We start from the raw sequence: 26,298 nt of genomic DNA, 5'->3' as shown, positions 1-26,298 counted from the left end.
GGCTGTGGACGCGTGCCCCTCGGCGCGAGGGGGTGTGGACGACCGCGACTCAGCGCTCGAGCCGCTTGCGGACCGACTCGAGCACGTAGTCGGTCGCTGCCTGCCGCGCGCCCTCGGGCAGGCGAACCCGCTCGGTGCGTCCGGCGCCCGACGACGGCGCCTCGGCGGACGGCCGCGGGCTCGTGGGAGCGCCCGGCAGGCCGCCGAGGCGCCCACGGGCGGCACCCGTGGCGTCGCGGTCGCGGCGTCGGCCGTCGGTGACCTCGCCGGCCCACAGTCGGGCCCGCGCGTCGGCAGCAGTGCCGAGCGTGGTGCCCGACGCCTGACCCGGCGTCGGCCCCGAAGGAGGCGGCGTGGACGTCGGCGCGGCCTGCCCGGGCACGGTCTGCCCGGCGGCACCTCCCCGTCGGCCGCCGGGGTGCAGGCCCTGGCCGATCTCCCATGCGATGAAGCGGTCGGTCTCCTCGAAGAACGCCCGCACGACCCAGGTCAGCACGACGGCGTCGTCGACCGCACCGATGACCGGCAGGATCGCCTCGGGCACGAGGTCGATCGGCGAGGCGACGTAGGCGACGGCAGCGGCCACGAGCCCGAGACGCCGCAGGGACGTCCCGGCGTACGTGTGGTCGAGCGTGGCGCGGACCAGGCGGGGCACCGCCTGGACGCGCGCGCCCACCCCGGGTGCACCGGGTCGGGTCGAGGCACGCACGACGGACGCCACGGTCGCGGCGAGCTTGATCCGGGAGGCAGCCTTCATGCCCGACCCAACGTACGGCGGGCGACCTGGATTCCCGACGGCATGGTCGTCACGACGCGCACCTCCTCTGGCTCCCCCCGGGTCCTCAGCGACCGAACGTCGCCAGGGGCGGGAACTCCTTGGCCGCCTGCTTGCCGATGCGCCCGAGCATGTAGACGTCGACGGCAGCCCCGAGCAGGCCACCGACGATGGGCACGGCGCGGCCGAGGCGGGCGAAGGTGCCCTGGCCGATGCGGGCGAGGAGGCGGAAGCCGACGGCCTTGTTGAGGACCATGACCGCGGGCGCGGGCAGGCGGTCGAGGGCGAGGGCCGACAGCTTGCCCCCGGCCGCGTGCAGGCCCGCCTTCCGCAGCATGTCGTCGCTGTCGGCGCCGACGAGCGTCAGCAGGATCGCCGAGCGGATCTCGGGCTGGTCGATGTCGTAGCCGCGGACCTTCGCGGTGGCCGCGGTCAGCCGCGTGGCGAGCAGGTAGAACTCGAGGATGTTCGCCGGGAGGGACACCGGCATCGTGAAGAAGCCACCGAGCCCCGTGATGAATCCGCCTGCGGCACCGAGCTGCCGATGGTCGCGCGCGATGATGCGCAGCGCCTGGTCGGCATCGCCGGCCGCCTCTCGGAGGGCCTTGGCGGCGACCGCCTCCGCGGAGTCGAACGGGCCCTTGCCGTCGATGCCGATGTCGAGGAGGCGCTCGACGAGGCGTGTCGCCGCCCTCGTCAGTCCGCCCTCCGCGGGCTGGTCGACGCGGGCCGACGCTCCGTTGCGGACCACCGCCCCAGCCTGCTCCGCCGCGCCGTCCGAGGCCTTCACGGCCTCGGTCCTGTCCCAACCGAAGAAGCCCACCGGCTCTCACCCCTTGAACGAGTCGTGTCTTCCGCCGCGCCTGGCGGCCCTCCACCGTCACCGTATGACGAGTCGGGGTGCGGGTGCGCCCCGAGGTGTCGCCGATCTGCGGCTCACGCGCGGTCGGGGGTGTCTCGTAGGGTCGTGCCATGCCCGGACCGATCCTCGGCGCGTCGCTCGACGAGCTGCGCCGCGACCGCACGAGCGTCAAGTGGCGGCGCTACGACCCCGACGTCCTGCCGCTGTGGATCGCCGAGATGGACGCCCGGCCCTGCCCGGCCGTCGTCGAGGCCGTCGGCGCGGCCGTGCAGCGTGGCGACACCGGCTACGCCTGGACGGCCGTCTACGCGGAGGCGTTCGCCGAGCATGCCGAGCACACGTGGGGCTGGCGACCTGACCCCGGCGCCACGGTGCGCGTCACCGACGTGCTCACCGGCGTCACCCACCTGCTCGGGCTGCTCACCGACCCGGGCGGTCCGGTCGTGCTGACGACTCCGGTCTACAACGCCTTCTTCGAGGTCGTCGAGGCCGCCGGGCGCCGGGTCGTCGAGGCACCCCTCGGTGCCGACCACCGCCTCGACCTCGACTCTCTCGCAACGGCTTTCACAACCGCTACCGCCGGGGGCACCCGAGCCGTGCTGCTCCTGTCCAACCCGCACAACCCGACCGGCACGGTCCACACGGCCGGCGAGCTGGCCGCGGTGGCTCGACTCGCCGAGGACTACGGCGTGCGGGTCGTGTCCGACGAGATCCACGGCGCCCTCGTGTACTCCTCGAGCACCTTCACCCCGTACCTGACGGTCCCGGGGGCGGAGCGCGGCATCGTCGTGTCGTCGGCCTCCAAGGCGTGGAACCTCGCAGGGCTCAAGGCCGCCGTCATCGCACCGGGGCCCGACGCCGTGGCCGACGTGCGACGGCTGCACCCGTTCGTGACCTTCGGCGCGAGCCATCTCGGCGTGGTCGCGCACGTCTCCGCCTGGCGCCACGGACGTGAGTGGCTGGCCCACCTGCTGGGCGAGCTGGACGCCAACCGTGCGCTGCTGTCGCGCCTCGTCACCGAGCGCCTCCCGGGCGCGCGCCTCGTCGTGCCCGAGGCCACGTACCTGGCGTGGCTCGACCTGCGCGGGCTCGGCCTCGGCGACCGGCCCGCGACGCGGCTCGTCGACACGGCACGCGTCGCACTCTCGGACGGCCCGACGTTCGGCGCGGTCGGGGCGGGGCACGCGCGGGTCAACTTCGCCACCTCCCCCGACATCCTCTCCGAGGCGATCGACCGGATCGCGGGATCCGTTGCCTGACAACGCAGTTCCCCTCGTCGCACTCGTCGTCGGACCGACCGCCGGCCTTCTGCTCGGAGAGGGGGTCGACGAGCACGTGCCCCTCGAGGACGTCGTCGAGCGGGTGGCGAGCGTCACGGCGTCGACGCGTCCGCGGTGGGTCGTGTGGTCGGCCGGCTCGACCCTCCGGCCGGTCGTCGACGCCCGGGTCGACGTCCCGCGCACCTGGGACCTCGCCGAGGCCCACCGCCTCGTCAACGGCGGCTGGCGGGCCACACCCGGACACGTCGTGGCGGCCTGCCGGGGTCTGCCCGAGTCCGACGTGCCCCGCCGACGCGCGCCCCGCCTCAGCGGGTTCGACGGCGACCTGTTCGACGTCGTGGCCGGCGACGACCCGTCGCTCTGGACCACCGACGCACACCTGCGCCCCGACGCCCTCGCCTGGGCGAGCACGCCGGCGCGCCTGCGCGAGCTGGCCGAGCTGGCGCTCGAATGCCAAGCCGCACAGCGGGACTCGCTGGCTCGCATCGGCGGCCAGACGTCTGCCCGTCTCGAACGCACGGTGTGGTCCGAGTCCGCCGCAGCAGTGCTGTGCCTCGAGCTCGAGCGGGACGGCCTCCCCGTCGACCGGCCCGCCGCCGAGACCCTCATCGCCGCTGCGGCCGGCCCTCGACCCGCCGACGACGCCGACGCCGCACGCATCCGCGCGCACCGTGACCAGGACGTCCTGCGTCACGCGCCGGGCCGGCCGGTCGCCGACCTGCGCAACCCGGGGCAGGTGCGCGAGCTGCTGCAGTCGGTCGGGGTCGACGTGCCTAACACCCGCGCCTTCGTCCTGGAGCCCTACCGGCGTACGCACCCGTTGGTCGATGCGCTGCTGCGGTGGCGCAAGGACGAGCGCATCGCGACGACCTACGGATACCGGTGGCTCGACGACCACGTCGGGGCCGACGACCGGCTCCGCGGTGGCTGGACCGCCTGCGACGGTGCCGCGGGGCGGATGACCGCCCAGAACGGCCTGCACAACCTCCCCGCTCCCCTGCGCCCGGCCGTGGCCGCGGCGCCGGGCCACGTCTTCGTCCGCGCCGACCTCGGGCAGGTCGAGCCCCGCGTCCTGGCGGTCGTCAGCGCGGACCGCGCCTTCGCCGAGGCGACGCGGGCGGACGACCTCTACGCCCCGGTGGCCGCCAAGCTCGGCGCCGATCGCCCGACGGCCAAGGTCGCGGTCCTCGCGGCGATGTACGGCCAGCGTTCGGGCCCGGCCGGCGAGGCCCTCAAGGACCTCGAACGGGCCTACCCCGTGGCCATGGGCCTGCTCGACCGCGCCTACGCCGACGGCATCGCCCGACGTCCGGTGCGCACGTACGGCGGCCGGCTCATCCGCTTCGGCGCCCCGGGGGTGACGCCCCAGGGGCTCGAGCCCGGTGAGGACGCCCTCGCCGGCGGCGCCTCGTCGGCCGCCGCCGACGCGGGTCGGGGGCGCTACGCCCGCAACGCGATCATCCAGGGCTCGGCGGCCGAGCTGTTCAAGGCCTGGGCGGCCACCGTGCGCCACGCGGTCGCGCCGCTCGGCGGCCAGATCGTGCTGTGCCTGCACGACGAGCTGCTCGTCCACGTGCCCGAGGAGCACGCCGAGCAGGCCGCTGCCGCCGTGGGCACGGCGCTCACGAGCGCCGCGCGCACGTGGGCCGGCACGGACGCCGTGCGGTTCGTCTCCGACACCTCGGTGGTGCGGCGCTGGAGCGAGGCCAAGGGCTGAGCCGCCCCTCCACCGATGGCCGCTGGCCCGGCGACTCAGGCGTCGGGGTCGTCCTCGGCGACGTCCTTGAGGAACGCCTCGAACTCTGCGCCGATCTCGTCGGCGGTCGGCAGGTCGGACAGGTCGGTGGCGAGCAGGCTGCGCTGGCGGCGCCCCTCGACGAACGTGTCGTACTGCTGCTCGAGGGCCTTGACGACGGCCGTGATCTCGTCCGACTCCTCCATCTGGCGGGCGATCTCGGCCCGGTTGAGCCCGGCCGTGGCGGCCAGCTCGCGGGTGTCGAGGTCGAGGCCGGTGGCGTTGCGCACGCGGTCGAGACCGAGGAGGGCGGCGTCGGCGTACTCGGACTGGCCGAGGTAGTGCGGCACGTGGACCGCGAAGCCGATGGCGTCCCGCCCCGCCTCGCCGAGCCGCAGCTCGAGCAGCGAGGAGAAGCTCGCCGGCACCTGCACGGTGCCGAAGGCCGGCTCGTTCGCGGGCACGAGGCTCGGGTTGGTGCCGTGCGCCGTGACGCCGAGCGGGCGCGTGTGCGGAACGGCCATGGGGATGCCGTGCACGCTGACGGTCAGATGGACCCCGAACGCGTCCATGAGCGTCGTCGTGGCCTCGACCATGCGGGCCCACTGGTAGTCCGGCTCGGGGCCGACGAGCAGGAGGAAGGGGACGCCCTCCTTGTCGACGACCCGGTGCAGCAGCAGGCTGGGGTCGTCGTAGCTGCCCCAGTGGTCGCGGTCGAAGACCATGACCGGACGGCGGCCGCGGTAGTCGAGCAGCTGGTCGATGTCGAAGGAGGCGACGACACGCGACTCGTGAGCCGCGAGGAGGTGGTCGGCGAGCAGCCTCTGCGTGCTGCCGGCGTCGATGAACCCGTCGAGGGCGACGACGAGAACCGAGGCCTGCAGCTCCTCGAGCATGCTCGGCGAGGTGTCGCTCTCGAACTGGAAGAGCTCGGTCGGGTCCTGCACGGGTCTGGCCTTTCGTGTGGCGGGTCGAAGGGTCCAACGCCCCACCCTCGCCACGGATTCCCGTGCGCCCACAGGACGGTCGGTCAGTCCCCGGCGGCCGCCGACACGACGCCGTCGAGGACCGACGGCACGCACCCGGGCGCGTGCCCGCCGGGGAAGATGTGCAGCCGTGCGCCGACCCGGGTCAGCGACTCCCCGTACCGGCGGAACGGGTCCTCGGACCCGACGAAGACGTCGACCGGCTGCGCCGCCGGACCGCCTCGGCCACCCGGCTGAGCACGCCGGTGCCACGACGCTGGGTCAGTCCCGCGAAGCGCCGGAGCAGTCGCGGCCTGCGGCGGGCCAGGCCCATCGGGAACGACACCGACGACGGCAGGAGGGCGAGCACACCGGGCTCGGCCGGCGGCCCCGCGTTGACGAGCACCGCGTGCCTCACCAGGTCGGGCGCCGACGCGGCGACCCGAGCCGACCCGGTCCCAGCAGAGCATCCGGACACCCCGGTCGCCGACCTCGCCTAGGGCGAGGCTGCGCCGCCCGCCCGACCGCGCAACCGGGGCAGTTCGCGAACGAGAACGGCCCGGTCGGCCGCAGTCTCCTCGGAGCCGGCCCCGACGCTCACTCGAGCACCTTGCCCGGGTTGAAGAGGTAGAGCGGGTCGAGCGCGTCCTTGACGGCGCGCTGCATGGCGACGGCGAGCGGGTCGAGCTCGCGGAGCATGCCGTCGCGCTTGAGCAGCCCGACGCCGTGCTCACCGGTGACGGTGCCGCCGAGGGCTATCGCCGCGTCGAGGATCTCCTCGAAGGCGTGTTGGGCCGCCGCGCGTGCCGTGTCGTCGCCCGGCGGGGTCAGCAGCAGCGGGTGGAGGTTGCCGTCGCCCGCGTGGGCGATCGTGGCCATCCGGACGCCGTGGCGTCGGGCGATGTCGACGAGCGCCGACAGCATGGCCGGCACCTGCGAGCGCGGCACGCAGACGTCCTCGGTCAGCACCGGGCCGAGGCGCTCGAGCGCCGGGTAGGCGAGGCGTCGGGCGGCGAAGAGCGCCTCGGCCTCGTCGTCGTCGCTCGACACGACGGCCCAGAGGGGCTCGCCGTCGGCGAAGGCCTCGACGACCGCCTGCGCCTCCGCGGCGCCGCCCTCCCCCGGGGTGTCGACGCGGGCCAGCAGGAGCGCCTCGGCGTCGGCCTCGATGCCGAGGTGCTTCCACTCCTCGACGGCGGTCAGGCACTCGCGGTCGAGCAGCTCGAGAGCCGCGGGCGTCAGGCCCCTCCGGGTGACCGACGCGACGGCACGTCCGGCGGTCACGAGGTCGGGGAAGGCGCCGACGACGGTACGGGCCGTGCCGCGCAGGGCCGGCCGCAGCCGGAGCGTCACCTCGGTGACGATGCCGAGGGTGCCCTCCGAGCCGACCATGAGGCCCGTCAGGTCGTAGCCGGCCACGCCCTTGGCCGTGTGCCGGCCGAGGCGCACGACGCTGCCGTACCCGGCAGGGCCGCCGACGACAGCCCGCATCCCGAGCACGTAGTCGCGGGTGACGCCGTACTTGAGACAGCACAGCCCGCCGGCGTTCGTCGCGACGTTGCCGCCGATCGTCGACCACGGTGCGCTGGCCGGGTCGGGCGGGTACCAGAGGCCGTGCTCGGCCACGGCCGCCTTGAGGTCGTCGTTGACGACGCCGGGCTCGACGCGGCACAGCAGGTCCTCGGCGTCGATCTCGAGGACGCGGTTCATCCGCGAGAGGTCGAGCACGAGGCACCCGTCGACCGCATTGGCCCCGCCCGACAGGCCGGTGCCCGCGCCGCGCGGGACGACCGGCACGCGCAGGTCGGCGCAGACGCGGACGGCCTCGGCCACCTCGGCCTCGGAGCGGGGTCGCAGCGCCGCGAGGGCCCGCCCCACCGGCGCCCACTCGGCGTCGTCGGACGACAGGCTCGCGACGACGTCCCGGTCGGAGACGACGCGCTCGACCGGGATCACCTGCCCCAGCGCCCTGACGAGCCGACGCGTCGCGATGGCGTGGGCGTCGGGGTCGGTGTGGGCTCCCGGGGAGCGGTGCGGGTCGGGCGGCTGGGCGTCGTCGGTGGTGTGGCTGGTCACGCCGCGGCCTCCCTCACGAGGTCGGCGACGAGCCGGGCCCCCTCGAGGCCCATGATCGTGCCGGCAGGGTCGGTCTGCCGCGCCGCGAGGACGCGGATGCAGCGGGCCGCCCGTTGCTCGACGACCGGGAGCGGGTAGGCCGGCGGGCTGCCGGCGCCGACGCTCCACTCGGCGTGCAGGAAGCGTACCGGCGCGCGAACCGCGTCCCAGGGGTGCTCGCCGAAGAAGACGTCGGCGGCGTCCTCGACGAGCGCCCGACCGTCGAGCCGGACCGTGCCGTCGGCGGCGAGGTCGTGGGACACGTGCACGAGGTCGTCGGCGTGCACCGCCATCGAGAACGGACCGTCGACCGCGACGCTGTCGCCGCGGCCCCACAGGTCGGGCGCGACCAGGCGCACGCCGGCTCCCGCGTCGCCCAGTGCGTCGGCGAGCCAGAGCCACAGCCGGCGCTGGCTCGAGACGCCGTGCACCGCGAGCAGCGCGGGCCCGGCCCTCGACGCGTCCGCGCCGGGGAGGGAGTCGAGGACCTCGTAGGCGAGCGCGCCTCCAGGTACCTCCACGGTGCGGACGCCGACGATGGCGGGGCGCGCGCTCATGGGCCAACGCTAGTACGCGCGCTCGGTCAGGCGGAGACCTTGGCGATCGCCTTGAGGACGCGCTGCGGCGAGACGGAGTAGGCCGTGCCGAGGGACTGGGCGAAGAGGGATACCCGCAGTTCCTCGATCATCCAGCCGATGTCGGCGACCTCGCGGGCCCCGCGCTGGGCCGGGCGCAGCGACTCGAGCAGGTCGGCGTACCGACCCTCGACGAGGTCGACCTGGTCGAGCGACTGGGCGTCGCGCGCGAGGTTGGCCGGGGCCTTCTCGAGCCGGTGCTCCGCGGCGCGCAGGTAGCGCTCGAGGTCGGGCAGGCGCGCGAGGCCGGTGTCGGCGACGAACCCCGGGCGCACGAGCTCGCGCAGCTGGGCGCGGACGTCGGCGAGCACCGGCCGCAGGGCCGGGCTCGCGGAGCGGTCGAGCTCGGCGAGCCGGTTCGTCAGGGCCAGGTGCCGGGCCAGGACCGGCTCGACGAGTCCGACCACCTGCACGACGCGGGCCGTCGTGTGGGTGCGCACCGCCGACAGCGCCCACTCGAAGTCCTCGCGGGTGCGAACCGTGTGGTCGACGCGTCCGGAGCCGGGGCCCGACGCGCCGGCGGCGTCGGCGCTGATGGCGTCGACCGCGCAGGCGAGGCAGTCGTCGAGCAGCGCCGGAACGCTGCCGTGCGGGTTGTGCCCGAGGGCGAGCTTCTGGGTGTTGGTGAGCCGGGCCAGGACCTGCTTCCACGGCGGCGTGATGCCGAGCAGGAGCAGGCGTCGCAGCCCGAGGCGGTGCTCGGCCTCGGCCTCGCCGCGCGTCGGCAGGACCCGCAGGTCGACCGCGCCGCCGGTGTCGACGAGCGCCGGGAAGCCCTGCACCCCGTCGGCGCTCTCGAAGGTCTCGGGCACACCCTCGTCGGGAAAGGCGGTCAGCCCGGTGCGCTCGAGGCTCGAGCCGGCGCGACGGACCTGCCGGCGCAGCTGTGGCGTCGCGGCCTCGCGGACGGCCTCGAGGTCCTTGCCCGTGGCCACCGGACGCCCGTCGGGGCCGTCGACCGAGAAGGTGACCCGCAGGTGGTCGGGCACGCGCGCCCAGTCGAAGTCTGCCGGTGAGACGGCTGCGCCCGCGCGACGGCGCAGCGCCGTCGCCAGCGCCGGCAGGAACGGGCCCGACGTCGGGTCGAGCTCGGGCAGCACGGCACGGGCGTGGTCGGGCGCCGGCACGATGAGCCGGCGGATCTGCTTGGGCAGCGAGCGGATCAGTGCGGTGACGAGCTCCTCGCGGAACCCCGGCACCTGCCAGTCGAACCCGTCGGCACTCACCTGGTTGAGGCGGTCGACGGGGACGTGCACCGTGACGCCGTCGTCGGGCGCACCGGGCTCGAAGCGGTACGTGACGGGAAGGACGTTCTCGCCCTGGGTCCACGTGGTGGGGTGGTCGGCGTCGGCGATGCTGCCGGCGCTCTCGCGCAGCAGGAGCTCCTCGGTGAAGGTCAACAGGTCGGGCTCGGTGCGCCGCGCCTTCTTCCACCACGAGTCGAAGTGCCGCCCCGAGACCACCTCGGCAGGGACCCGCTTGTCGTAGAAGGCGATCAGGGTGCTGTCGTCGACCACGATGTCGCGGCGCCGGGTGCGTGCCTCGAGCTCGCCGAGCCGTTCGACGAGGGCCGCGTTCGCGCGCAGGAAGGCGTGCTCGGTGTTCCAGTCGCCCTCGACGAGGGCGTGCCGGACGAACAGGTCGCGCGCCAGCTCGGGGTCGACGCGGCCCAGCCCGACGACGCGTCCGACGACGAGCGGCACCCCGTAGAGCGTGACGCGTTCCGTCGCCACGGCCGAGCCGCGCTTGCCCGACCACCGCGGCTCGGAGTACTGCCGCTTCACGAGGTGCGCGCCGAGCTGTTCGGCCCACACCGGGTCGATGCGGGCATTGACCCGCGCCCAGAGCCGGCTCGTCTCGACGAGCTCCTCGGCCATGACGAACTGCGGCTGCTTGCGGAAGAGGGCCGACCCGGGACTGATGCCGAACCGCGTGCCGCGGGCGCCGGCATACTCCCTCTTCTGCTCGTCGCGGACGCCGACGTGCGAGAGCAGGCCGGCGAGCAGCGACTGGTGGATCGCGTCGGCGTCGATCTCGCCCTCGCCGACGTGGACGGTCCCGCGGCTCACGTCGAGGCCGGCCTGCTTGGCGGCCTGCCGGACCTGGCTGTGGAGGTCCTGCCACTCCCGGATGCGCAGGTAGTGCAGGAACTCGGCCTTGCACATCCGGCGGAAGGCGGAGCTGCTCAGCTCCGTCTGCTGCTCCTTGAGGTAGGCCCAGAGGTTGAGCCACGTGACGAAGTCGCTCGTCTCGTCGGCGAAACGCTTGTGCGCGGCGTTCGCGAGCTCCTGCTTGTCCTGGGGTCGCTCGCGCGGGTCCTGGATCGACAGGGCGGCGACGATGACGAGCACCTCGCGCAGGACCCCGCGCTTGTCGGCCTCGATGACCATGCGCGCGTGTCGAGGGTCGATCGGCAGGGTGGCGATGGTGCGGCCGTAGGCCGTCAGGCGGCGTCCCGGACGCCGGCGCCCTTGCCCGGTGGCGGGCTCGTCGTCGGGCGAGAACGCCTGCAGCTCCTCGAGCAGGCGGACGCCGTCGGTGATCTGGCGGCTGTCCGGCGGGTCGACGAACGGGAAGCGGGCGATGTCGCCGAGTCCGAGGCTCGTCATCTGCAGGATGACGGACGCGAGGTTGGTGCGCAGGATCTCGGGGTCGGTGAACTCGGGTCGGCTCTCGTAGTCGTCCTCGGAGTAGAGCCGGATGGCGATGCCGTCGGAGACACGGCCGCAACGGCCCGAGCGCTGGTTGGCAGAGGCCTGGCTGACCGGCTCGATCGGCAGTCGCTGGACCTTGGTGCGCTGGCTGTAGCGGCTGATGCGCGCCGTGCCGGTGTCGATGACGTAGCGGATGCCCGGGACGGTGAGCGAGGTCTCGGCGACGTTGGTGGCCAAGACGATCCGGCGGCCGGTGTGGGAGGCGAATACGCGGTGCTGCTCGGCGGCCGAGAGGCGTCCGTAGAGCGGGACCACCTCGGTGACGGGCAGCTTCATGCCGTTGAGGGCGTCGGCCGCGTCGCGGATCTCCCGCTCGCCCGAGAAGAAGACGAGGATGTCGCTGCTCGTCCCGGAGTGCCGCTCGGTCCAGAGCTCCTCGACGGCCTCGCAGACGCCCGTCACCATGTCGCGCTCCTCCGCCTCGGGACGGTCGGGGTCGACGAGCGGGCGGTAGCGGATCTCGACGGGAAAGGTGCGGCCGGACACCTCGATGATCGGGGCGGGCTCCCCCGTGGCCGGGTCGGCGAAGTGCTCGGCGAAGCGCTGGGGGTCGATCGTCGCGGACGTGATGACGACCTTGAGGTCGGGGCGGCGCGGGAGCAGCTGCTTGAGGTAGCCGAGGATGAAGTCGATGTTGAGGCTGCGCTCGTGGGCCTCGTCGATGATGATCGTGTCGTAGCGGCGCAGCTCGCGGTCGCGCTGCATCTCGGCGAGCAGGATGCCGTCGGTCATCACCTTGACGAGCGTGTCGCGGGTGGCGTGGTCGGTGAACCGCACCTGGTAGCCGACCGCCTGCCCCACCTCGACGCCGAGCTCCTCGGCGAGCCGCTCGGCCACGGCGCGCGCGGCGATCCGGCGCGGCTGGGTGTGGCCGATCTGCCCGTCGAGCCCGCGCCCGAGCTCGAGGCAGATCTTCGGGATCTGGGTCGTCTTGCCCGAGCCGGTCTCGCCGGCGATGACGACGACCTGGTGGTCGCGGATCGCCGCCGCGATGTCGTCGCGGCGGTCGACGACCGGCAGGTGCTCGGGATAGGTGATCGGCGGGACCGTGGCCGCCCGCGCCGCCCGACGCGCCTCGCGCTGCTCCGGCGTCGGTCCGCGACCGGCCTGCCGGCTCGGGCGGTCGGGGCCACCCCTGCCCCGGCGTCGCGGTGGCCGCGAGCGCGCAGGGGCGTTCGCGGGCTGGTCGGACATGACCGACAGCCTAGGCGGGCCACCCGGTGCCGGTCGCACGGGTTTCCGCGAGCGCCGGCGACGACGGAACCGGAGACGGTCGCGGGGCTTCTCACCGGCGACCACCGCGACGCGCCCACCTCTGGTTGGATGAGCCGTCACCGACTCAGGGGGAACGAGCGACGTGACCGACACGCCACGACCCGACGCGCTCTCGCCGCAGTACGACCCCGGCAGCGCGTCGTCCGACCCCACGCCGCCCGTCCTGCCGGCGCCCGTCCCCTCCCGGTGACGCCCGTGTCGGTCGCCCCCTCCGACGTCCCGTCGGTGCCCCACCGCCCGACCCAGGTGCGTGTCGAGTTCCACGGCGCCGGACGCGCCGTGGACCTGCGCCTCTACAGCAGCGGTGGTCGCACCAGGAACCTCACGGGCATCACGCTGCCCTACGCCGCCGACCTCACGGTCGACCCCGACGACGCGTACTTCTCCTTCAGCGCCGACGACTACGGCTACCGCGGCACCCAGGCGATGAGCTGCAGCGTGACCACGGGCGGCGTGGAGCTGTCCAGGTCGGTGGGCCTGCAGGCGGTCGACTGCAAGGTCACCGACGCCTCGTGGCTCACGTCCCGCCCGTGAACGGCACCTCCCGCCCGTCGCAGCCGGACCCGGACCGCGACAGCCACGTCGCCTTCCCCGACCTCGACGACGCCACGACCCGTCCCGCGACCCCCACGGTCCCGGGCCGCCCCCGGCTGTCGCACGGCACCGCCTTCCCCGACGGGCGCCCGACCCACCGACCCACCACCCAGGTCCGCGCCCCGGGCACCGGCCGCGGCTGGGGCTGGTGGGTGGCCGGTGCCATGGCGCTGGCGGTGTTTCTCGGGGTCAGCGGAGGGGTGCACGTGGGGGTCGTTGGCGGATCGGGCTCGGTGTCGATCGAGGCCGGGCCCGGGTCCGGCTACGACCCCGGGGTGGACCCCCACTTCGGGAACGAGTCGGGCAACGACGCGGACGCCCCGCCCGCCGACCCCGGACCGGCGTCGCTGATGTCCTGGGTCGAGCTCGCCGACGCGCCACCGCTCGGAGGCACCGCTCCCCTCACAGGACGGCACCGACAGGTGCACCCGGTGCCCGCAGACGTTCAGCAGCTGCGCGTCGAGGTCGTTGCGGCCGGGCCCGCCCAGGCCACGACCGCCGTCACGATCGACGACCAGAGCGCCGTCGACCCCCTCGAGCGCCCCGTTCCCTGGGTCGCCGAGGCCGCCGTCGACAGGGCGTCCGGATCGTCGACGACGGCCACGGTTCAGGTCGACGTCCAGTCGCCCGCGGGCACCGGGATCCTCGAGTGCCGCATCTACGCCGGAGGAACGCTCGTGTCTGTCGACACCGGCGACACGGCGGTCACGTGCTCCGTCGCGCTCCCGGCCCGCTCTGGCTGACTGTCGGGTGACGCGTCGGCGCCGCCCTCAGATGTCGGCGTCGTCGGCGGACGCGCGAGCAGCCTTGCGACGCTTGTTGATCGCGATGCGCAGGGCCATCGCGCGCTGGAAGGCGGTGTGCCAGAACCGGCTGATGACCAGCTCGCGCTCGCCCACCATCTCGCGCACGTCGGCGCCGGCCCCGAGCTTGAACAGCAGCAGGCCGGTCAGCGGGCTCGTCGCGCCGAGAGAGGTGTTGAAGCCGCGGAAGTCGTAGGCCTCGCAGCCCTGCTCGAGGGCGTCCTGCATCGCCTGCCACTGCAGGGCGTTGGAGGCGCGCGCGTCGCGGTTGCGCTCGGTGGAGCCGCCGTAGAGGTAGGAGAAGGTCGGGCCGAAGCGGATCATCAGGGCCGAGGCGAGCACGTCGCCGTCGACGTGCGCCTCGTAGAACCACGCCTGCGGCCTCGACTCGCGGTCCGCGCCGTCCTGCATGAACGAGCGGGCCATGGTCTCGAAGTAGAGCTTGGGCCGCGGCAGGAAGTTGTCGCGCTCGGCCGACTCGACGTAGAGGTCGTGGAAGGTGTCGAGGCCCTCGAGGCCGACGGCGCGCACCTGCACCCCCGACTTCGCGGCCTTCTTGACGTTGCGCCGCCACTGCTGGTTCATGCCCTTGTTCAGCTCGTCGACGGTGCGACCGCGCAGGTCGACGACGCAGAGCAGGCGCGGCTGCCCGACGGCGACGCCGTCACCACCGATGGGCAGCCAGCGGTTGCGGCCGAGCCAGGACTCGAGCGAGCGGGCCACCGGGTTGTCGACAGCGGGCTCGAGGGTCGTGAAACTGAGCAGACCCCCCTCGGCCACCTGCTTCTTCACCGGCTCGCGGTCCCACACCCGGGACACGACCGGGAACCCGAGGCGCAGCGCGAACGCGCCGCTCCCCTTCGCCCACGTGACGAGCGGGTCGATCCATGCCGACGGGTCGGCGGCGACGGCCTCCCACGGCAGTCCCGGCCCCTCGGGCAGGTAGGCGTACGTGCGTCGCAGCCGCGGGATCGTGCGCGACAGGACCATCCCCGCTCCGACGCGGGTGCCGGCGGCGTCGAACCAGCCGAGCGGCGTGCGGCGCCACCCGGCCTTGGCCCGCCCCCACGCGGGCGTCTGCAGGAAGCTGCCGCCGACGGCGTGGAGCGTGTCGAGCTCCTCGTCGGGGCTGATCTCGCGGACGGTGAGGGGGCCGGTGGCCGCGGTCGCGGCGGCGGCTGCGGGCTGCGAAGTCATGGCCGCAACCCTATCGGCGGGCGGTCGCTGCTCCGTCCGTGGCGTCTCCGGCGCGCGCGGTGTGGTGGATCCACCACAGGCCCACGATCGGCAGCACCAGGGGCACGTAGCCGTAGCCGGACCCGAAGTGCGACCAGACGGTCTTGTCGGGGAAGGCCGAGGGCACGACGTAGGACAGCGTGCCCACGACGAGGACGCCGATCAGCTCGACGCTCAGCGCGACCGTGGCGAGCCGGACCGAGGCGCGGTCGCCGCGGGCGAGGCCGATCGTGGCGACGAGGTAGATGACGGCGGCGAGGGCCGACAGGACGTAGGACACCGGGGCCCGGTCGTAGTACTCGCTGATCTGCAGGATCGAGCGGCCCGTGGCCGCGAGGGCGAGCAGGCCGTAGACGGCGACGAGCACCCGGCCGAAGCCGTGCCCGGTGTGCGGGGTCTCGGGCTGCTCAGGCCGCTCGGGCTGGTCGGGCTGGTCAGACGGCATGGAGGCTCCAGACCTGTTGGAGGCGCGCGACGAGGATCGCGACGACGAACGCCCCGCCGAGGACGACGCCCATGGCCCACTGCGTCTTCTCCTTGATGGCGATGACGACGGTGGCCGGCGGCACGAGCAGCACGGTGAACAGGTAGGCGATGAACGTGGCGCGCTCGGCGCCGTCGGCGATGGCCGAGGCCTTCGTCAGCCCGACGACGAGCTGGACGAGCAGCGCGACCTCGAGCACGAGCGCGGTGATGACGACGGGATCGTCGACGAGCCGGCGGCGCAGCAGGTGGTGGGCCGCGAGGAGGGCCAGCACGCCGCTGCCGACGAGCAGCACGACGGTGAGCGGTTGGAGCACGCGGCGAGCCTACTGCGTGGGTGGGGCGCGATCCGCGACCGGTAGGTTTCCCCTGAGGTGGCGCTCGGGCGTCCAGCGGACCTGTCGTCACCTGCCGTGTCCTGCCGAGAACACCGAGGAGTCCCCGTGCCGATCCGCCCCATCGCGGTCGACCGCGCCGCCGGCGTGCTCCTCGGGCAGGCGTGCGGCGACGCGCTCGGAGTGCCATACGAGATGGCGGCACCGCCCGTCGGCGAGGCCGTCATGAAGGGCGGTGGCCTCGGCCCCTACGGACCCGGCGAGTGGAGCGACGACACCCAGATGACGCTCTGCGTGGCACGGGTCGCCGCCGTCGGGCTCGACCTCACCTCACCCCGCGGGCTCGACGCGGTCGCCGACGCGTTCACGGCGTGGCTCGACGGCGGCGCGACGGACGTGGGCACCCAGACCCGCGCGGTCCTCACCGAGGCCCGGACCCTCGAGGGCCCCCCGCACGAGCGCCTGGCGCGCGCCAGCGAGAACCTTCACGCGCGCACCGGGCTCACCGCCGGCAACGGCGCCCTCATGCGCACCTCCATCGTCGGGCTCTCGGCCCTCACCGACCGCGACGCCACGGCCAGGGCCGCACGCGCCGTCGCCGAGCTGACCCACACCGACCCGCTGGCCGGGGACTCGGCGGTGCTGTGGTCCGAGGCCATCCGCGTCGCCGTCACCGAGGGCCGACTCGACCTCACCGCCGGGCTCGACCTCGTCAGCGCGACGCACGCCGGCCACTGGGGCGACTGGATCGAGGCGGCCACCGGCGCCGACCCGGGCGCCTTCGGCGACAACGGCTTCACCGTCACCGCCCTGCAGGACGCGTGGGCCGCCATCACCTCGACCGACCGCGGCGACGGCTCGGCGATGCACCTGCAGCGTGGGCTGCAGGCCGCCGTCCGGGCCGGTCACGACACCGACACCGTCGCGGCCATCGCCGGGTCGCTGCTCGGTGCCCGCTACGGCGCCTCCGCCGTGCCGACCCAGTGGCGCCGGATGGTCCACGGCTGGCCGGGCCTGCGCGCCCACGACCTCGTCGAGCTCGCCGTCTCGACGTCCATCGGCGGTCGGCGCCACGGCGAGTGGCCCTCGGTGGAGACGGTGGCCGACCCCGCCGTGCCACCGCTGGCCCAGCCGCACCCGATCGACCCCGACATCCTGCTCGGCAGCATCACCGACCTCGGCAGGGTGCGGGAGCTCGGCGTCCAGGCGGTCGTGTCGCTGTGCCCGCTCGGGCTGCGCGACATCCCCGCGGAGGGCATGTCGGCACGCGACCACATCGAGTTCTGGATCAACGAGCACGACGACCAGGAGCTCAACCCGCACCTCGACTTCGTCCTCGACGACGCGTCGTCCGCGCTGCGCCAGTTCCGCGCCGAGGGCAAGCGCGTCCTCGTGCACTGCCACCACGGCGGCGACCGTGCCCCGGCCGTCGCGCTGCGCTACGCCGTCGACCTCGGGGTCGCCCCGGAGCTGGCCGAGCGCTCGATCCGGGCGGCACTGCCGGGCATCCGCGGCGAGGGTCGGCTCTGGCACGTGGCGGCCCACGGCGCCTAGGTTGGGTCCGTGACGGACCTCGACCACCGGCGTCTCGGCGTCGACCTCTACAACGCGACGTGGGAGCTGCTCGAGCGGGACGACCGCTCGCCCGGCGACGACGACGCGATGCTCGGGCGGGCTTACGCGTCGCTGCACCACTGGAGCCAGGTGCCGCAGGTGCGGGCGGCGAACCTCGGTCGCGGCCACTGGCTCGTCTCGCGGGTGCACGCCGTGCTCGGCCTGCCCGACGCGGCCGCGCACCACGCGGCGCGCTACGTCGCGATCGCGCGCGAGGGCGATGTCGACGACTGGGACCTCGCGGCGGCGTTCGAGGCCTCGGCGCGGGCCGCGGCCGTCGCGGGCGACCACGAGGCCGCCGACAGTTTCGAGGCCCAGGCGCGTGACGCCCTCACTGCGGTGAGCGACGCCGCGGACCGTGAGGTGGTCGAGGCCGACCTCGGCACGCTCCCCCGCCGGCCCTGACGCCGACCCCTGCCGGCCAGCCACGTCAGACGGTCTTGGCCTCGTCGACGAACCGGCACAGGGCGTTGACGGCGCGCAGCTCCTCGGGCGTGTGCACGGCTGCGTCGAGGAGCATCGGCGACCCGACGACGACGGCCATGGCCTTGGCGCGGGAGATCGCGACGTTGAGGCGGTGCAGGTCGTAGAGGAACGACACGCCGCGCGGGGCCAGCGCCGCCGTCGTGCTCGCCATCGAGTAGACGACGACCGCAGCCTGCTGCCCCTGGAACTTGTCGACCGTGCCCACCCGGGCCCCAGGGGGCAGGGTCGCTGCGAGCGTGGCGACGTGCGCGTTGTACGGCGCGACGACGAGGACGTCGTCGAGGCCGAACCGGGCGGTGGCGCCCTCGGCATCGGTCCAGGTGCCGCGCCGCAGGTCATCGAGCAGGGCAGCCACGACCTGCGCCTCCTGCACGCTCGACTGCTCGCACAGCTGCTCATGCTCGACGGGCACCCAGCGCAGGCCGTTGCCGGACAGCGAGCCGGGCGCGTCGACCGCGAGCCTCTCGCGGCCCGGCGCCGACTCGAGCCTGCCCTCGTAGGCCAGCTCGGAGACGAACTCGGTGAGTGCCGGGTGCATGCGGTGGGTGCGGTCGAGGAACACGCCCCGGTGCGGCGGGATGACGTCGTGCACGGTGCCGTCGTCGCCGGTCCGCAAGTGGTCGAGCGCGGAGACGCCGGAGCCGTACGGGTGCACGGCCTTGGTGGGCTGCGTCAGCTGCTGGGGGTCGCCGAGCAGCACGAGCGAGCGGGCCGCGGGCGCGACGGCGACGGCGTTGGCGAGGGAGAACTGCCCGGCCTCGTCGATGACGAGCACGTCGACCGACCCGGCCATCTCCTCGCGGGACCACAACCACGCCGTACCTCCGACGAGCCGTGCCTCCCCCGAGGCGAGGGCCGCGGCGACCGCGGCGTTGTCGGTGGTGTGGGTGATGAGCGCGTTGGGGTCCTCGGGCTCGTCGCCCTCCTCGGCATTGCTGCCGTCCTTGTGCCAGGCGGGGCGACCGACCTCGTCGAGGAGGTTGAGCACGACGGCGTGCGACTGAGCGGTGAGGCCGACCCGCAGCCCGGCGTCGAGCAGCTCGCGCACGAGCGCCGAGCCGGCGTACGTCTTGCCCGTGCCCGGGGGGCCCTGCACCGCGAGGACCTCCCCGTCCAACGCGCGTCCGACGCGGACGACGACGTCCTTGGGCGTCTCGCCGGCGCGTGCCTCGAGGGCCTCTTCGGCCGGCACCACGCGCCGGACCAGGCGGGTGGCGAGGTTGTCTCCCCCGGCCAGCGCGAGCTCGCCGGTGCGGGCGATGCTCGCCCGGAGCACCTGGTCCATGACCGGGCCGGGACCGCCGAGGCCGCGCGGGTGCGGCGGGTCGAGGCTCTTCTTCATCGACAGCTCGACCCAGCCCGCCACGGGGTCGAGCGCGACCACCTTGCCCACGGGTGCGTGTGTGTCGACGTCGGGCACGTACTTGCCGACCGACACCTTGCAGTCCTGGGGCGGGAACGAGTAGCGCCACACCTTGGAGAGCTTGACGAGCCGCATCTCCTCGGGCTCGCCGAGGTCGCCGATGGCGGTCCCGTCCTCGACGAGCTCGGCGGTGTCGAGCTCCTTGTAGCGGAAGAAGTCCCACCACTCGGGCCGCTTCTCGCGCCGGTGCCACCCGACGAGGCCCGCGAGCAGCGGCTCGTCACCCACGACGAGGCGCTCGGCGAGCTCGGCCTCGGCGCGCTCGTCGTCGGAGATCTCGCGCAGCGCCTCGGGAACGGGTCGGGCGAGCTGGTGGCCGCGCGCGGCGAGCTCGTCGCGACGCTGCTCGAGCCACACGTGCAGGTCGAGCGTGGAGCGGACGTCGTCGCGGTTGTAGCGGCGGATGTCGTCGAGGATCGACTGGTCGGCCTCGCCCGTCTCCCGCCCGACGAGCCACCGCTCGTACTCGACGACGGAGGAGAGCCCGTCGGCGACGCCGTCGCCCCCGGACGGGCGCGTGTGGCCCCAGTAGAACTCCTCGAGCTTCTTGATCGAGTAGGAGCCCTTGCTGATGCGCACGCCCTGGCGCACGACGGCGTAGAGGTCGACGAACACCTCGTGGCGCAGCAGCTGGTCGAGCTGCGCCTCACGCGTGGCGTGCTGGCCGACGAGTCGCTTGAGCGCGGTCGTCTCGTACGGTGCGTAGTGGTAGACGTGCATGTCGGGGTACTGCTGCCAGCGCTCGGTGAGCCAGTCGACGAGATCGGTGGTGAGGCGACCCTCCTCATCGAAGTCGTGGGCCCAGAAGTCGACGAACTCGCCCTGTCGGGTCCAGATGCCGGCAAGGTACTCGCGCCCGGCACCGCCCTCGGCCCACGGGTCGCCCTCGAAGTCGAGGTAGACGTCGCCCTCGTCGGGCTCGGGAAGCATCTGCAGCCCGCGGCCCGGCTCGGGATCGAGCAGCTCGAACTGGGCCCGACCGGTGTCGCGCTCGGCGAGCTGGAGCCGGGCCTGCCGGAGCAGGCGCCGACGCGTGGACACCGACAGCGCCGGCGCCAGCTGCTCCTCGGTGGCCCCGGCCAGGGAGCGCAGTGTCGGGATGCCGAGCTGGACGAGGGCGGCTCGGTGGTCGGCGCGCATGCCGGCCACCTGGATGAGGTCGTCCCGGTCGAGCCACTCCTGGGCGCACCGGTCCTTCCACCGGCACTGACCGCAGTGCTGCACCCGAGCCGACTCGGTGGGCTGCGGGCGCTCGATGGCGTCGAGCAGCTCCTCGCGGCGACGCCTGGCGTAGGGGGCGACGTCGACGAGCCGCCACGGGTGCTGCTCCTGGTCCCCGGTGACGACGGTGAGCCACTGCGGCGCCACCCCCTGGAGCGTCTCGAGGCGGGCGGCGTACGTGGCCATCTGCAGCAGCGCCGGCACCTTGAGCCGGCGGGCGAGCTTGGTGTCGGCGATGTCGTAGCGCCACGGCCCGAGCGAGCTGCGCTCCCCCTCGGGCAGGTCGACGCGTAGGAGGAAGTCGGCCAGGCCGACCCAGTGACCGTCGAAGAAGGTGGCCTGGTAGACGACGTCGACACCGCGGCGCATCGCCTCCACCGTGGCCTCCTCGGCCGCGGCGCCGGCCAGACCGAGGGCGGCGACGTCGAGCACTTCCCGTCCCTCGGAGCGCAGCCGGTCGAGGTAGGCGTGCTCGTGCTCGAGGCCCTTGGTGAAGACGAGGTTGAGTGAGTCGTCGGGGGCGACACGCAGCGCCCGGACCCCCTCGGGCGACCGCGGTGCGCGCAGCGCCTCGAGGTCGAGCGTCGTGATGTGCGCGCAGGCCACGTGCTTGGTGAGGTCCGTCGGGGAGAGGACGAGGTGGCCGTCGATGCGCTGCATGCCCCGAGTATGCCGATCCCCTCCGACAGGCCCGGCGAGCCCCGTCCGGTCCCCGACATATCGGGCAGATGACGAGGTCTGCGCTTCCACGAGTGGGCGCCCCCGGCGTCCGATATGTTGCCCCCGGCGTGGCAGCACAGTTCGGGGGCGAGCGTCCCTGCGCACGGAGCGCCCGGGCGGGCTCGGTGCGGCCGGAGCCACATGAGGAGGATGGGTGTCGATCAACTCTCGGGGGCTGCGGCGTCGTCGTCGCGGTCTGGTTGGCACGGTGAGCGCAGGAGCCGCAACGGCCCTCGTCGCCGCGACCCTCGGGGTGGCGCCCGCGAGCGCGACCACGCACACCACGGTCAAGCACCGCAACCACACGCAGCTGCCCAGCCAGGTCAAGGGAGCCGGCTCCCTCGCCCTCGGGATGCAGCGCACCACCGGCGGCACGGTGGACCAGGACCTGCGCCGGGCCACCGGCCCGGTCGACGTCATGCTCGAGCTCGACGCCGTGCCTGCGGTCCGGGCCTTCGGCCAGGCCCGCGGTCGCGGGCTCGCCGCGGCCAGGAGCGCCGCCCGGAGCCAGACCTCCGCGGTCAAGCAGGCCCAGCGGTCGGTCGAGAGCCGGTTCGGTGCCGGCTCGACGCGCGCCCGCACCCTCTACCGCGCCCACGCCGCGTACGCCGGCATCGCCGTGCAGACCGACGCGCGCCGCCTCGCCGCGCTCGCGGCGATCCCCGGCGTCAAGGCGATCCACCGGCTGACCCCGAAGTCCACGTCGAACAGCTCGTCCGTCCCGCTCATCGGGGCGCCCAAGGCCTGGGCCGGCAGGGACGACACCGGTGAGGGCATCCGCGTCGGAATCATCGACACCGGCATCGACTACACGCACGCCGACTTCGGCGGCGAGGGCACGACCGCCGCGTTCGAGGCCGCCAAGGCCTCCAGCACGTTCGTCCCCACCGCCAAGGTCGTCGGCGGCTACGACTTCGCCGGCGACGCCTACGACGGCGCCGACCCCGCGTCGGTCCCCGAGCCCGATGCCAACCCGCTCGACTGCGAGGGCCACGGCTCCCACGTCGCCGGCACCACGGCCGGTCTGGGCGTCGCGGCCGACGGCTCCACGTGGACCGGCGGCTACGCCGACCCGATCGACCCGACGCAGGTGCGCATCGGCCCGGGCGTCGCGCCCGGCGCGAGCCTCTACGCGCTCAAGGTGTTCGGCTGCGAGGGGTCGACGAACCTCGTCGGGCAGGCCCTCGACTGGGCCGCCGACCCGAACGGCGACGGCGACGTGTCCGACCACCTCGACGTCGTCAACATGTCGCTCGGCAGCTCCTACGGCTCGCCGCAGGACCCCGACTCGGTCGCCTCGAACAACCTCGCGGCCCTCGGCACCGTGGTCGTCGCGTCCATCGGCAACTCCGGTGACGTCTACGAGGTCGGCGGCTCGCCGGGCAACGCCCGCCGGGTCCTGGGCGTCGCGGCCTCCGACGACGGCTACGACGTCGTCGACGGGCTCAAGGTCGACTCCCCCACCGGCATCGAACCGGACGAGCCGATCGACGGCAAGCAGGACAACATCTTCGCGGCCATGCGGTCGGACAGCTACGACTGGGCGACGCTGCCGGGCGTCACCGACGCCCCCGTCGTCACGGTCGGCGACTGGTCCAGCGCCCCGACGACGGCCGGGGGCTCCACGCCGGAGAACAACACCGACGGCTGCGACGCGTACACCGGCGCGGACGCCACCGCGGTCGCGGGCAAGGTCGTCCTGCAGATGTGGCTCGACGGCAACGGACGCCGGTGCGGCTCGGTCGACCGGGCCGCCAACGCCAAGGCCGCCGGCGCCATCGGCGTCATCTACGGCAGCGACGTCAACTCCTTCTCCGCAGGGGTCACCGGCGACCCCGACATCCCGGCGATGCTGCTCGTCAAGCAGGGCCGCGACGCCATCAAGGCGAAGCTCGACGCGTCCACCGAGGTCCGCGTCACGATGACCGACGCGCTGCGCAACGCCGTCACCGTCACGAACCGCGGTGCGATCGACCAGCTCGCGGGCTTCTCCTCGCGCGGGGTCGGCGTCGCCGGCGGCGTCAAGCCCGACGTCGCGGCGCCCGGCGTCACGACGTTCTCCGTCGCGGTTGGCACCGGCGACGAGGGCATCGCCGAGTCCGGCACCTCGATGGCGTCCCCGCACGTGGCCGGCGAGGCCGCCCTCGTGCGTGCCGCGCACCCGTCGTGGACCGTCGAGGAGGTCAAGGCGGCCATCATGAACACGGCCACCCAGGACGTCTTCGTCGGCCCGGACCACACCGGCGAGGTCTACGGTCCCGAGCGCGTCGGGTCCGGACGCGTCGTCGCCGACGCCGCCGTCGACACGGCGACGCTCGCCTTCGTCACCGACGACCCGGGGGCTGTCAGCGTCTCGTTCGGCCCGGTCGCCGTCACCACGGCGACGAAGACGCTGACCAAGACGGTCCGCGTCGTCAACAAGCGGCCCGTCACGTCGGCGTCCTACACGCTCGACTACGTCGCCTCGCACGCGACGCCGGGAGTCTCCTACTCGTTCAGCCCCTCCCAGGTCCGCGTGCCCGCGGGTGGCTCGGTCGACGTCACGGTCACCGCGACGTTCACGCGGTCAGAGCTGCGCGCGGTCTCCGACCCGACGGCGTCCGCCGACCCGGCGGAGATCGGCATCATGCGCAGCCAGCGCACCGACGCCGGCGGCCGGATGGTCCTGTCGCCCGTCGACGGCACGTCAGGCGGTGTCCTGCGCGTGCCGGTGTGGTCGGCGCCGCGGCCCGCGTCGAGCATGAGAGGGGCCGCGAGCACGACGGTCACGGGCTCGGGCGCGGTCCAGCACTCCTCGCTGCCGCTCACCGGTCCCGGCGTGGACAATGCGGACGACCCGGAGAACCCGGGCCCGGAGGACTACGAGTCGACGGTCTCGACGTTCCAGCTGCAGGCCTCGAGCCCGCGCATCCCGGACTGCTCGTCGTCCCGGGTGCTCGACTGCCTCGAGACGGCCGACGACCGCGGGGCCGACCTGCGCTACGTCGGCTCGGCCTCTGACTGGGCCGCCTGGGACAACCCCTCGGACGCCCTGCTCACCTTCGGGATCAGCACGAACGGCCCGTGGCGCACCCCGGCCAGCGAGATCGAGTTCGACGTCTTCCTCGACACCGACGGTGACGGCACCGCCGACGCCGTCGCGTACACGACCCGGTACGTCAGCCCGACCGACGACTACGACTACTTCCTCACCGAGCTGGTCGACCTGCGCCCCGGTCATGTCGGCGACGTCCTCGACGACCAGCTGACCAACGGCGTCGACGGCTCGTTCGACACCGACCTCTTCAACAGCGACTCGCTGGCGATGCCGGTGGCGGTCAGCGCCCTCATGGACGCCGGCCTCGTGTCCGGCTCGGCGCCCCGGGTCCGGTACTGGGTCCAGTCGTACAGCCAGAGCGGGCAGGTCGACGCGGTCGGCAGCGCCACGGCGCCGATGACGATCAGCCTGGCCTCGCCCGGGCTGTCCGCCTTCGGCGACTACGGCACGCTGCTCGACACCGACCTGGCGGGGGCGACGCTCGACGTCTACAGCGACGCCTCGACCGCGGCGGTCGACAAGCCGCAGGGACTGCTCCTGCTGCACCACCTGAACACCGACGGCTCACGCGCCCAGGTGGTCACCGTCAGACGCGCGTCGAGCACGAGGCTCGCCGCGAGCCCGTCGTCGATCAGCTACGGCGGACGCACGACGCTGACGGCGACGGTGTCGCCCCCGAACGCCACCGGGTCGGTGACGTTCGGCTACAACGGCAAGACGCTGCGCACGGTGAAGGTGTCCGGCGGCAGGGCGGTCCTCCCCGTCACCGGGCTGCCCCGCGGCACGGCGTCGTTCACGGCGTCCTACTCGGGCGACGCCTCGACCCTCGCGAGCCGCTCGGGCACCGTCACGGTCGCCGTCAAGGGCCTGGCGAGCCGCACGGCCCTCTCGGCCAACGTGACGAGCTACCGCCACGGCGGCCGCCCGGTGCTCACCGCGAGGCTGACGCCGTCCGGCGCCACCGGCACGGTGACCTTCCGCGACGGCTCGCGGGTGATCGGCACGAGGACGGTTCGCTCCGGCAAGGCGATGCTCTGGGCGCCGGTCCTGTCGAGGGGCACGCATCGCGTCACCGCGACCTACTCCGGGTCGAGGGCCTACAACCCCTCGGCGTCGGGGGCGGTGACGCTCACGGTCCGCTGAGCCGCGGCGGACGCTTCGGGCACGCGCGGGAGGCGGCCCTCCCTAAGGGGAGGACCGCCTCGCTGGCGGGTTTCGGTCCGCCGTGCTGGCAGGACCGGTCCCGCGTGGTGGGGGGCCGAGCGGCCCACCCACCGCCTCGCTCACCGCAGGAAGCCGTTACCGACCTTACGGCCCCACCACTTGCCCAGGCCCCACGTGTCCCCGGCGTAGGTCGCCGCGAGAACCGCGATGCCCAGAGCCTCGATCCAGTGGCTGTCGACGAGCGGGTTGGTCATGCCCGACTGCCCGAGCGGGAACTCGGCCAGGTACATGAGGGCGAGGAGGAGTGCACCGGTCCAGGCCGCGATCTTCAGGCCTGCGCCGGCGATGAGGGCGATGCCGATCCCGAGGAGGCCGGTCATGAACACCCAGTCGGCCCACGGGCCGGAGATGTTCTTGAAGAAGGTCGCGAACGGGCCCTCGGCGTGCGTCATGAAGCCCTGGGCCGGGGTGCCGCCGTGGATCCACGCCTTTGCGGACGGGGTGGCGTAGCCGAGGCCGAAGAGCTTGTCGAGGAAGGGCCAGAGGAAGGTGAACCCGAGGACGAGACGCAGGCCGGCGAGCAGCTTGCGAGCGATGTCCGAGCGGACGACCTCCTCCTGGAACGTGACGACGCCCTTGGTCGGGTCGTGCGTCGGGGTGCCAGCGGTGCCCGAGTCTCCGCTGACGGGGGTGTCACGGTGGATGGTGGCCATGGTGCTCAACTCCAGAACTTCGAGGTGTTCCGGCAGCTACTCTGTCGGTACTACAAACGGTAGTAGTAGACCAAGGCGCGCGACAGGGAAACGGTGTGTGATCCGTGGAACAG

General features: G+C 73.8%; 18 protein-coding genes. 7 read left to right on the top strand and 11 right to left on the bottom strand.

Translation table 11 applies throughout. From position 1 onward, the window contains the following. Positions 1-49: 49 nt before the first annotated feature. Together AC3A5R_RS16765 and AC3A5R_RS16760 are read right to left on the bottom strand one after the other, a co-directional pair. Complete coding sequence (locus AC3A5R_RS16765) at positions 50-757, bottom strand: YkvA family protein (protein WP_487621899.1); 708 nt, start codon at positions 755-757, stop codon at positions 50-52. An 85-nt stretch (positions 758-842) separates the two neighbouring features. Then, entirely contained in the window at positions 843-1,565 is a 723-nt protein-coding gene (locus AC3A5R_RS16760; RefSeq protein ID WP_487621898.1) for an EcsC family protein, read from the bottom strand. Between the two features lie 182 nt (positions 1,566-1,747). On the opposite strand from AC3A5R_RS16760, the gene AC3A5R_RS16755 reads away from it, so the two are divergent. Both AC3A5R_RS16755 and AC3A5R_RS16750 read left to right on the top strand, forming a co-directional pair. Beyond that, on the top strand, positions 1,748-2,896 hold the full coding sequence (locus tag AC3A5R_RS16755) for a MalY/PatB family protein (protein ID WP_487621897.1): 1,149 nt from the start codon (positions 1,748-1,750) through the stop codon (positions 2,894-2,896). Next, a complete protein-coding gene (locus AC3A5R_RS16750; RefSeq protein WP_487621896.1) occupies positions 2,889-4,634 on the top strand; it encodes a DNA polymerase in 1,746 nt (581 codons plus the stop codon). Before AC3A5R_RS16755 ends, AC3A5R_RS16750 begins: the two co-directional genes overlap by 8 nt. A 35-nt stretch (positions 4,635-4,669) precedes the next feature. Here AC3A5R_RS16750 and AC3A5R_RS16745 read toward each other — a convergent pair whose 3' ends face one another. From AC3A5R_RS16745 to hrpA, 4 genes are all read right to left on the bottom strand, one after another. Next, the gene (locus AC3A5R_RS16745; RefSeq protein ID WP_487621895.1) at positions 4,670-5,599 is read right to left on the bottom strand and encodes a PAC2 family protein; all 930 of its coding nucleotides are present in this window, start codon (positions 5,597-5,599) and stop codon (positions 4,670-4,672) included. Positions 5,600-6,214: 615 nt separating this feature from the next. Next, positions 6,215-7,693 (bottom strand): FAD-binding oxidoreductase, encoded by a 1,479-nt coding sequence (locus tag AC3A5R_RS16740; RefSeq protein ID WP_487621894.1) that lies wholly within the window; start codon positions 7,691-7,693, stop codon positions 6,215-6,217. Next, positions 7,690-8,289 carry an alpha/beta fold hydrolase gene (locus tag AC3A5R_RS16735; RefSeq protein WP_487621893.1) on the bottom strand — a complete coding sequence of 200 codons (600 nt, stop codon included), beginning with the start codon at positions 8,287-8,289 and terminating at the stop codon, positions 7,690-7,692. The genes AC3A5R_RS16740 and AC3A5R_RS16735 overlap by 4 nt, the downstream gene beginning before the upstream one ends. Positions 8,290-8,315: 26 nt before the next feature. Continuing rightward, the gene (hrpA, locus tag AC3A5R_RS16730) at positions 8,316-12,275 is read right to left on the bottom strand and encodes an ATP-dependent RNA helicase HrpA (protein ID WP_487621892.1); all 3,960 of its coding nucleotides are present in this window, start codon (positions 12,273-12,275) and stop codon (positions 8,316-8,318) included. 276 nt (positions 12,276-12,551) lie between these two features. Between hrpA and AC3A5R_RS16725 the strand changes: the two genes are divergently transcribed. Together AC3A5R_RS16725 and AC3A5R_RS16720 are read left to right on the top strand one after the other, a co-directional pair. Further along, positions 12,552-12,890, top strand: a complete 339-nt coding sequence (locus AC3A5R_RS16725) for a hypothetical protein (RefSeq protein WP_487621891.1) — start codon at positions 12,552-12,554, stop codon at positions 12,888-12,890. Then, positions 12,887-13,693, top strand: a complete 807-nt coding sequence (locus AC3A5R_RS16720; RefSeq protein WP_487621890.1) for a hypothetical protein — start codon at positions 12,887-12,889, stop codon at positions 13,691-13,693. The genes AC3A5R_RS16725 and AC3A5R_RS16720 overlap by 4 nt, the downstream gene beginning before the upstream one ends. Positions 13,694-13,720: 27 nt before the next feature. Here AC3A5R_RS16720 and AC3A5R_RS16715 read toward each other — a convergent pair whose 3' ends face one another. The 3 genes from AC3A5R_RS16715 to AC3A5R_RS16705 are packed head-to-tail and all read right to left on the bottom strand — an operon-like array spanning position 13,721 to position 15,789. Further along, positions 13,721-14,950, bottom strand: a complete 1,230-nt coding sequence (locus AC3A5R_RS16715; RefSeq protein ID WP_487621889.1) for a lipid II:glycine glycyltransferase FemX — start codon at positions 14,948-14,950, stop codon at positions 13,721-13,723. Positions 14,951-14,960: 10 nt separating this feature from the next. Continuing rightward, positions 14,961-15,434 carry a hypothetical protein gene (locus AC3A5R_RS16710; RefSeq protein ID WP_487621888.1) on the bottom strand — a complete coding sequence of 158 codons (474 nt, stop codon included), beginning with the start codon at positions 15,432-15,434 and terminating at the stop codon, positions 14,961-14,963. Further along, a complete protein-coding gene (locus AC3A5R_RS16705; protein ID WP_487621887.1) occupies positions 15,424-15,789 on the bottom strand; it encodes a hypothetical protein in 366 nt (121 codons plus the stop codon). The genes AC3A5R_RS16710 and AC3A5R_RS16705 overlap by 11 nt, the downstream gene beginning before the upstream one ends. 126 nt (positions 15,790-15,915) lie before the next feature. On the opposite strand from AC3A5R_RS16705, the gene AC3A5R_RS16700 reads away from it, so the two are divergent. Together AC3A5R_RS16700 and AC3A5R_RS16695 are read left to right on the top strand one after the other, a co-directional pair. After that, positions 15,916-17,361, top strand: a complete 1,446-nt coding sequence (locus AC3A5R_RS16700; protein ID WP_487621886.1) for an ADP-ribosylglycohydrolase family protein — start codon at positions 15,916-15,918, stop codon at positions 17,359-17,361. A 9-nt stretch (positions 17,362-17,370) separates the two neighbouring features. Continuing rightward, positions 17,371-17,826 carry a hypothetical protein gene (locus AC3A5R_RS16695; protein ID WP_487621885.1) on the top strand — a complete coding sequence of 152 codons (456 nt, stop codon included), beginning with the start codon at positions 17,371-17,373 and terminating at the stop codon, positions 17,824-17,826. A gap of 25 nt (positions 17,827-17,851) precedes the next feature. Here AC3A5R_RS16695 and AC3A5R_RS16690 read toward each other — a convergent pair whose 3' ends face one another. Then, positions 17,852-21,211, bottom strand: coding sequence for a TM0106 family RecB-like putative nuclease (locus AC3A5R_RS16690; RefSeq protein ID WP_487621884.1), 3,360 nt, complete (start codon positions 21,209-21,211; stop codon positions 17,852-17,854). A 268-nt stretch (positions 21,212-21,479) separates the two neighbouring features. On the opposite strand from AC3A5R_RS16690, the gene AC3A5R_RS16685 reads away from it, so the two are divergent. Then, a complete protein-coding gene (locus AC3A5R_RS16685; protein ID WP_487621883.1) occupies positions 21,480-25,451 on the top strand; it encodes a S8 family serine peptidase in 3,972 nt (1,323 codons plus the stop codon). Positions 25,452-25,591: 140 nt separating this feature from the next. Here AC3A5R_RS16685 and AC3A5R_RS16680 read toward each other — a convergent pair whose 3' ends face one another. Beyond that, positions 25,592-26,185: a DoxX family protein gene (locus tag AC3A5R_RS16680; protein WP_076258907.1), complete on the bottom strand. Its 594-nt coding sequence runs from the start codon at positions 26,183-26,185 to the stop codon at positions 25,592-25,594. Positions 26,186-26,298 lie beyond the last annotated feature (113 nt).

This window comes from Intrasporangium sp. Soil_C_50, assembly GCF_057656595.1.
Note: the sequence above shows the minus strand (reverse complement) of the source record. Positions and strands in the feature narration are given on the sequence as shown.

Bases quoted from the DNA above. Each gene is read 5' to 3' on its own strand.
- AC3A5R_RS16765 (WP_487621899.1), bottom strand. From the start codon at position 757: ATGAAGGCTGCCTCCCGGATCAAGCTCGCCGCGACCGTGGCGTCCGTC.
- AC3A5R_RS16755 (WP_487621897.1), top strand. From the start codon at position 1,748: ATGCCCGGACCGATCCTCGGCGCGTCGCTCGACGAGCTGCGCCGCGAC.
- AC3A5R_RS16735 (WP_487621893.1), bottom strand. From the start codon at position 8,289: ATGAGCGCGCGCCCCGCCATCGTCGGCGTCCGCACCGTGGAGGTACCT.
- hrpA (WP_487621892.1), bottom strand. From the start codon at position 12,275: ATGTCCGACCAGCCCGCGAACGCCCCTGCGCGCTCGCGGCCACCGCGA.
- AC3A5R_RS16715 (WP_487621889.1), bottom strand. From the start codon at position 14,950: ATGACTTCGCAGCCCGCAGCCGCCGCCGCGACCGCGGCCACCGGCCCC.
- AC3A5R_RS16710 (WP_487621888.1), bottom strand. From the start codon at position 15,434: ATGCCGTCTGACCAGCCCGACCAGCCCGAGCGGCCTGAGCAGCCCGAG.
- AC3A5R_RS16690 (WP_487621884.1), bottom strand. From the start codon at position 21,211: ATGCAGCGCATCGACGGCCACCTCGTCCTCTCCCCGACGGACCTCACC.
- AC3A5R_RS16680 (WP_076258907.1), bottom strand. From the start codon at position 26,185: ATGGCCACCATCCACCGTGACACCCCCGTCAGCGGAGACTCGGGCACC.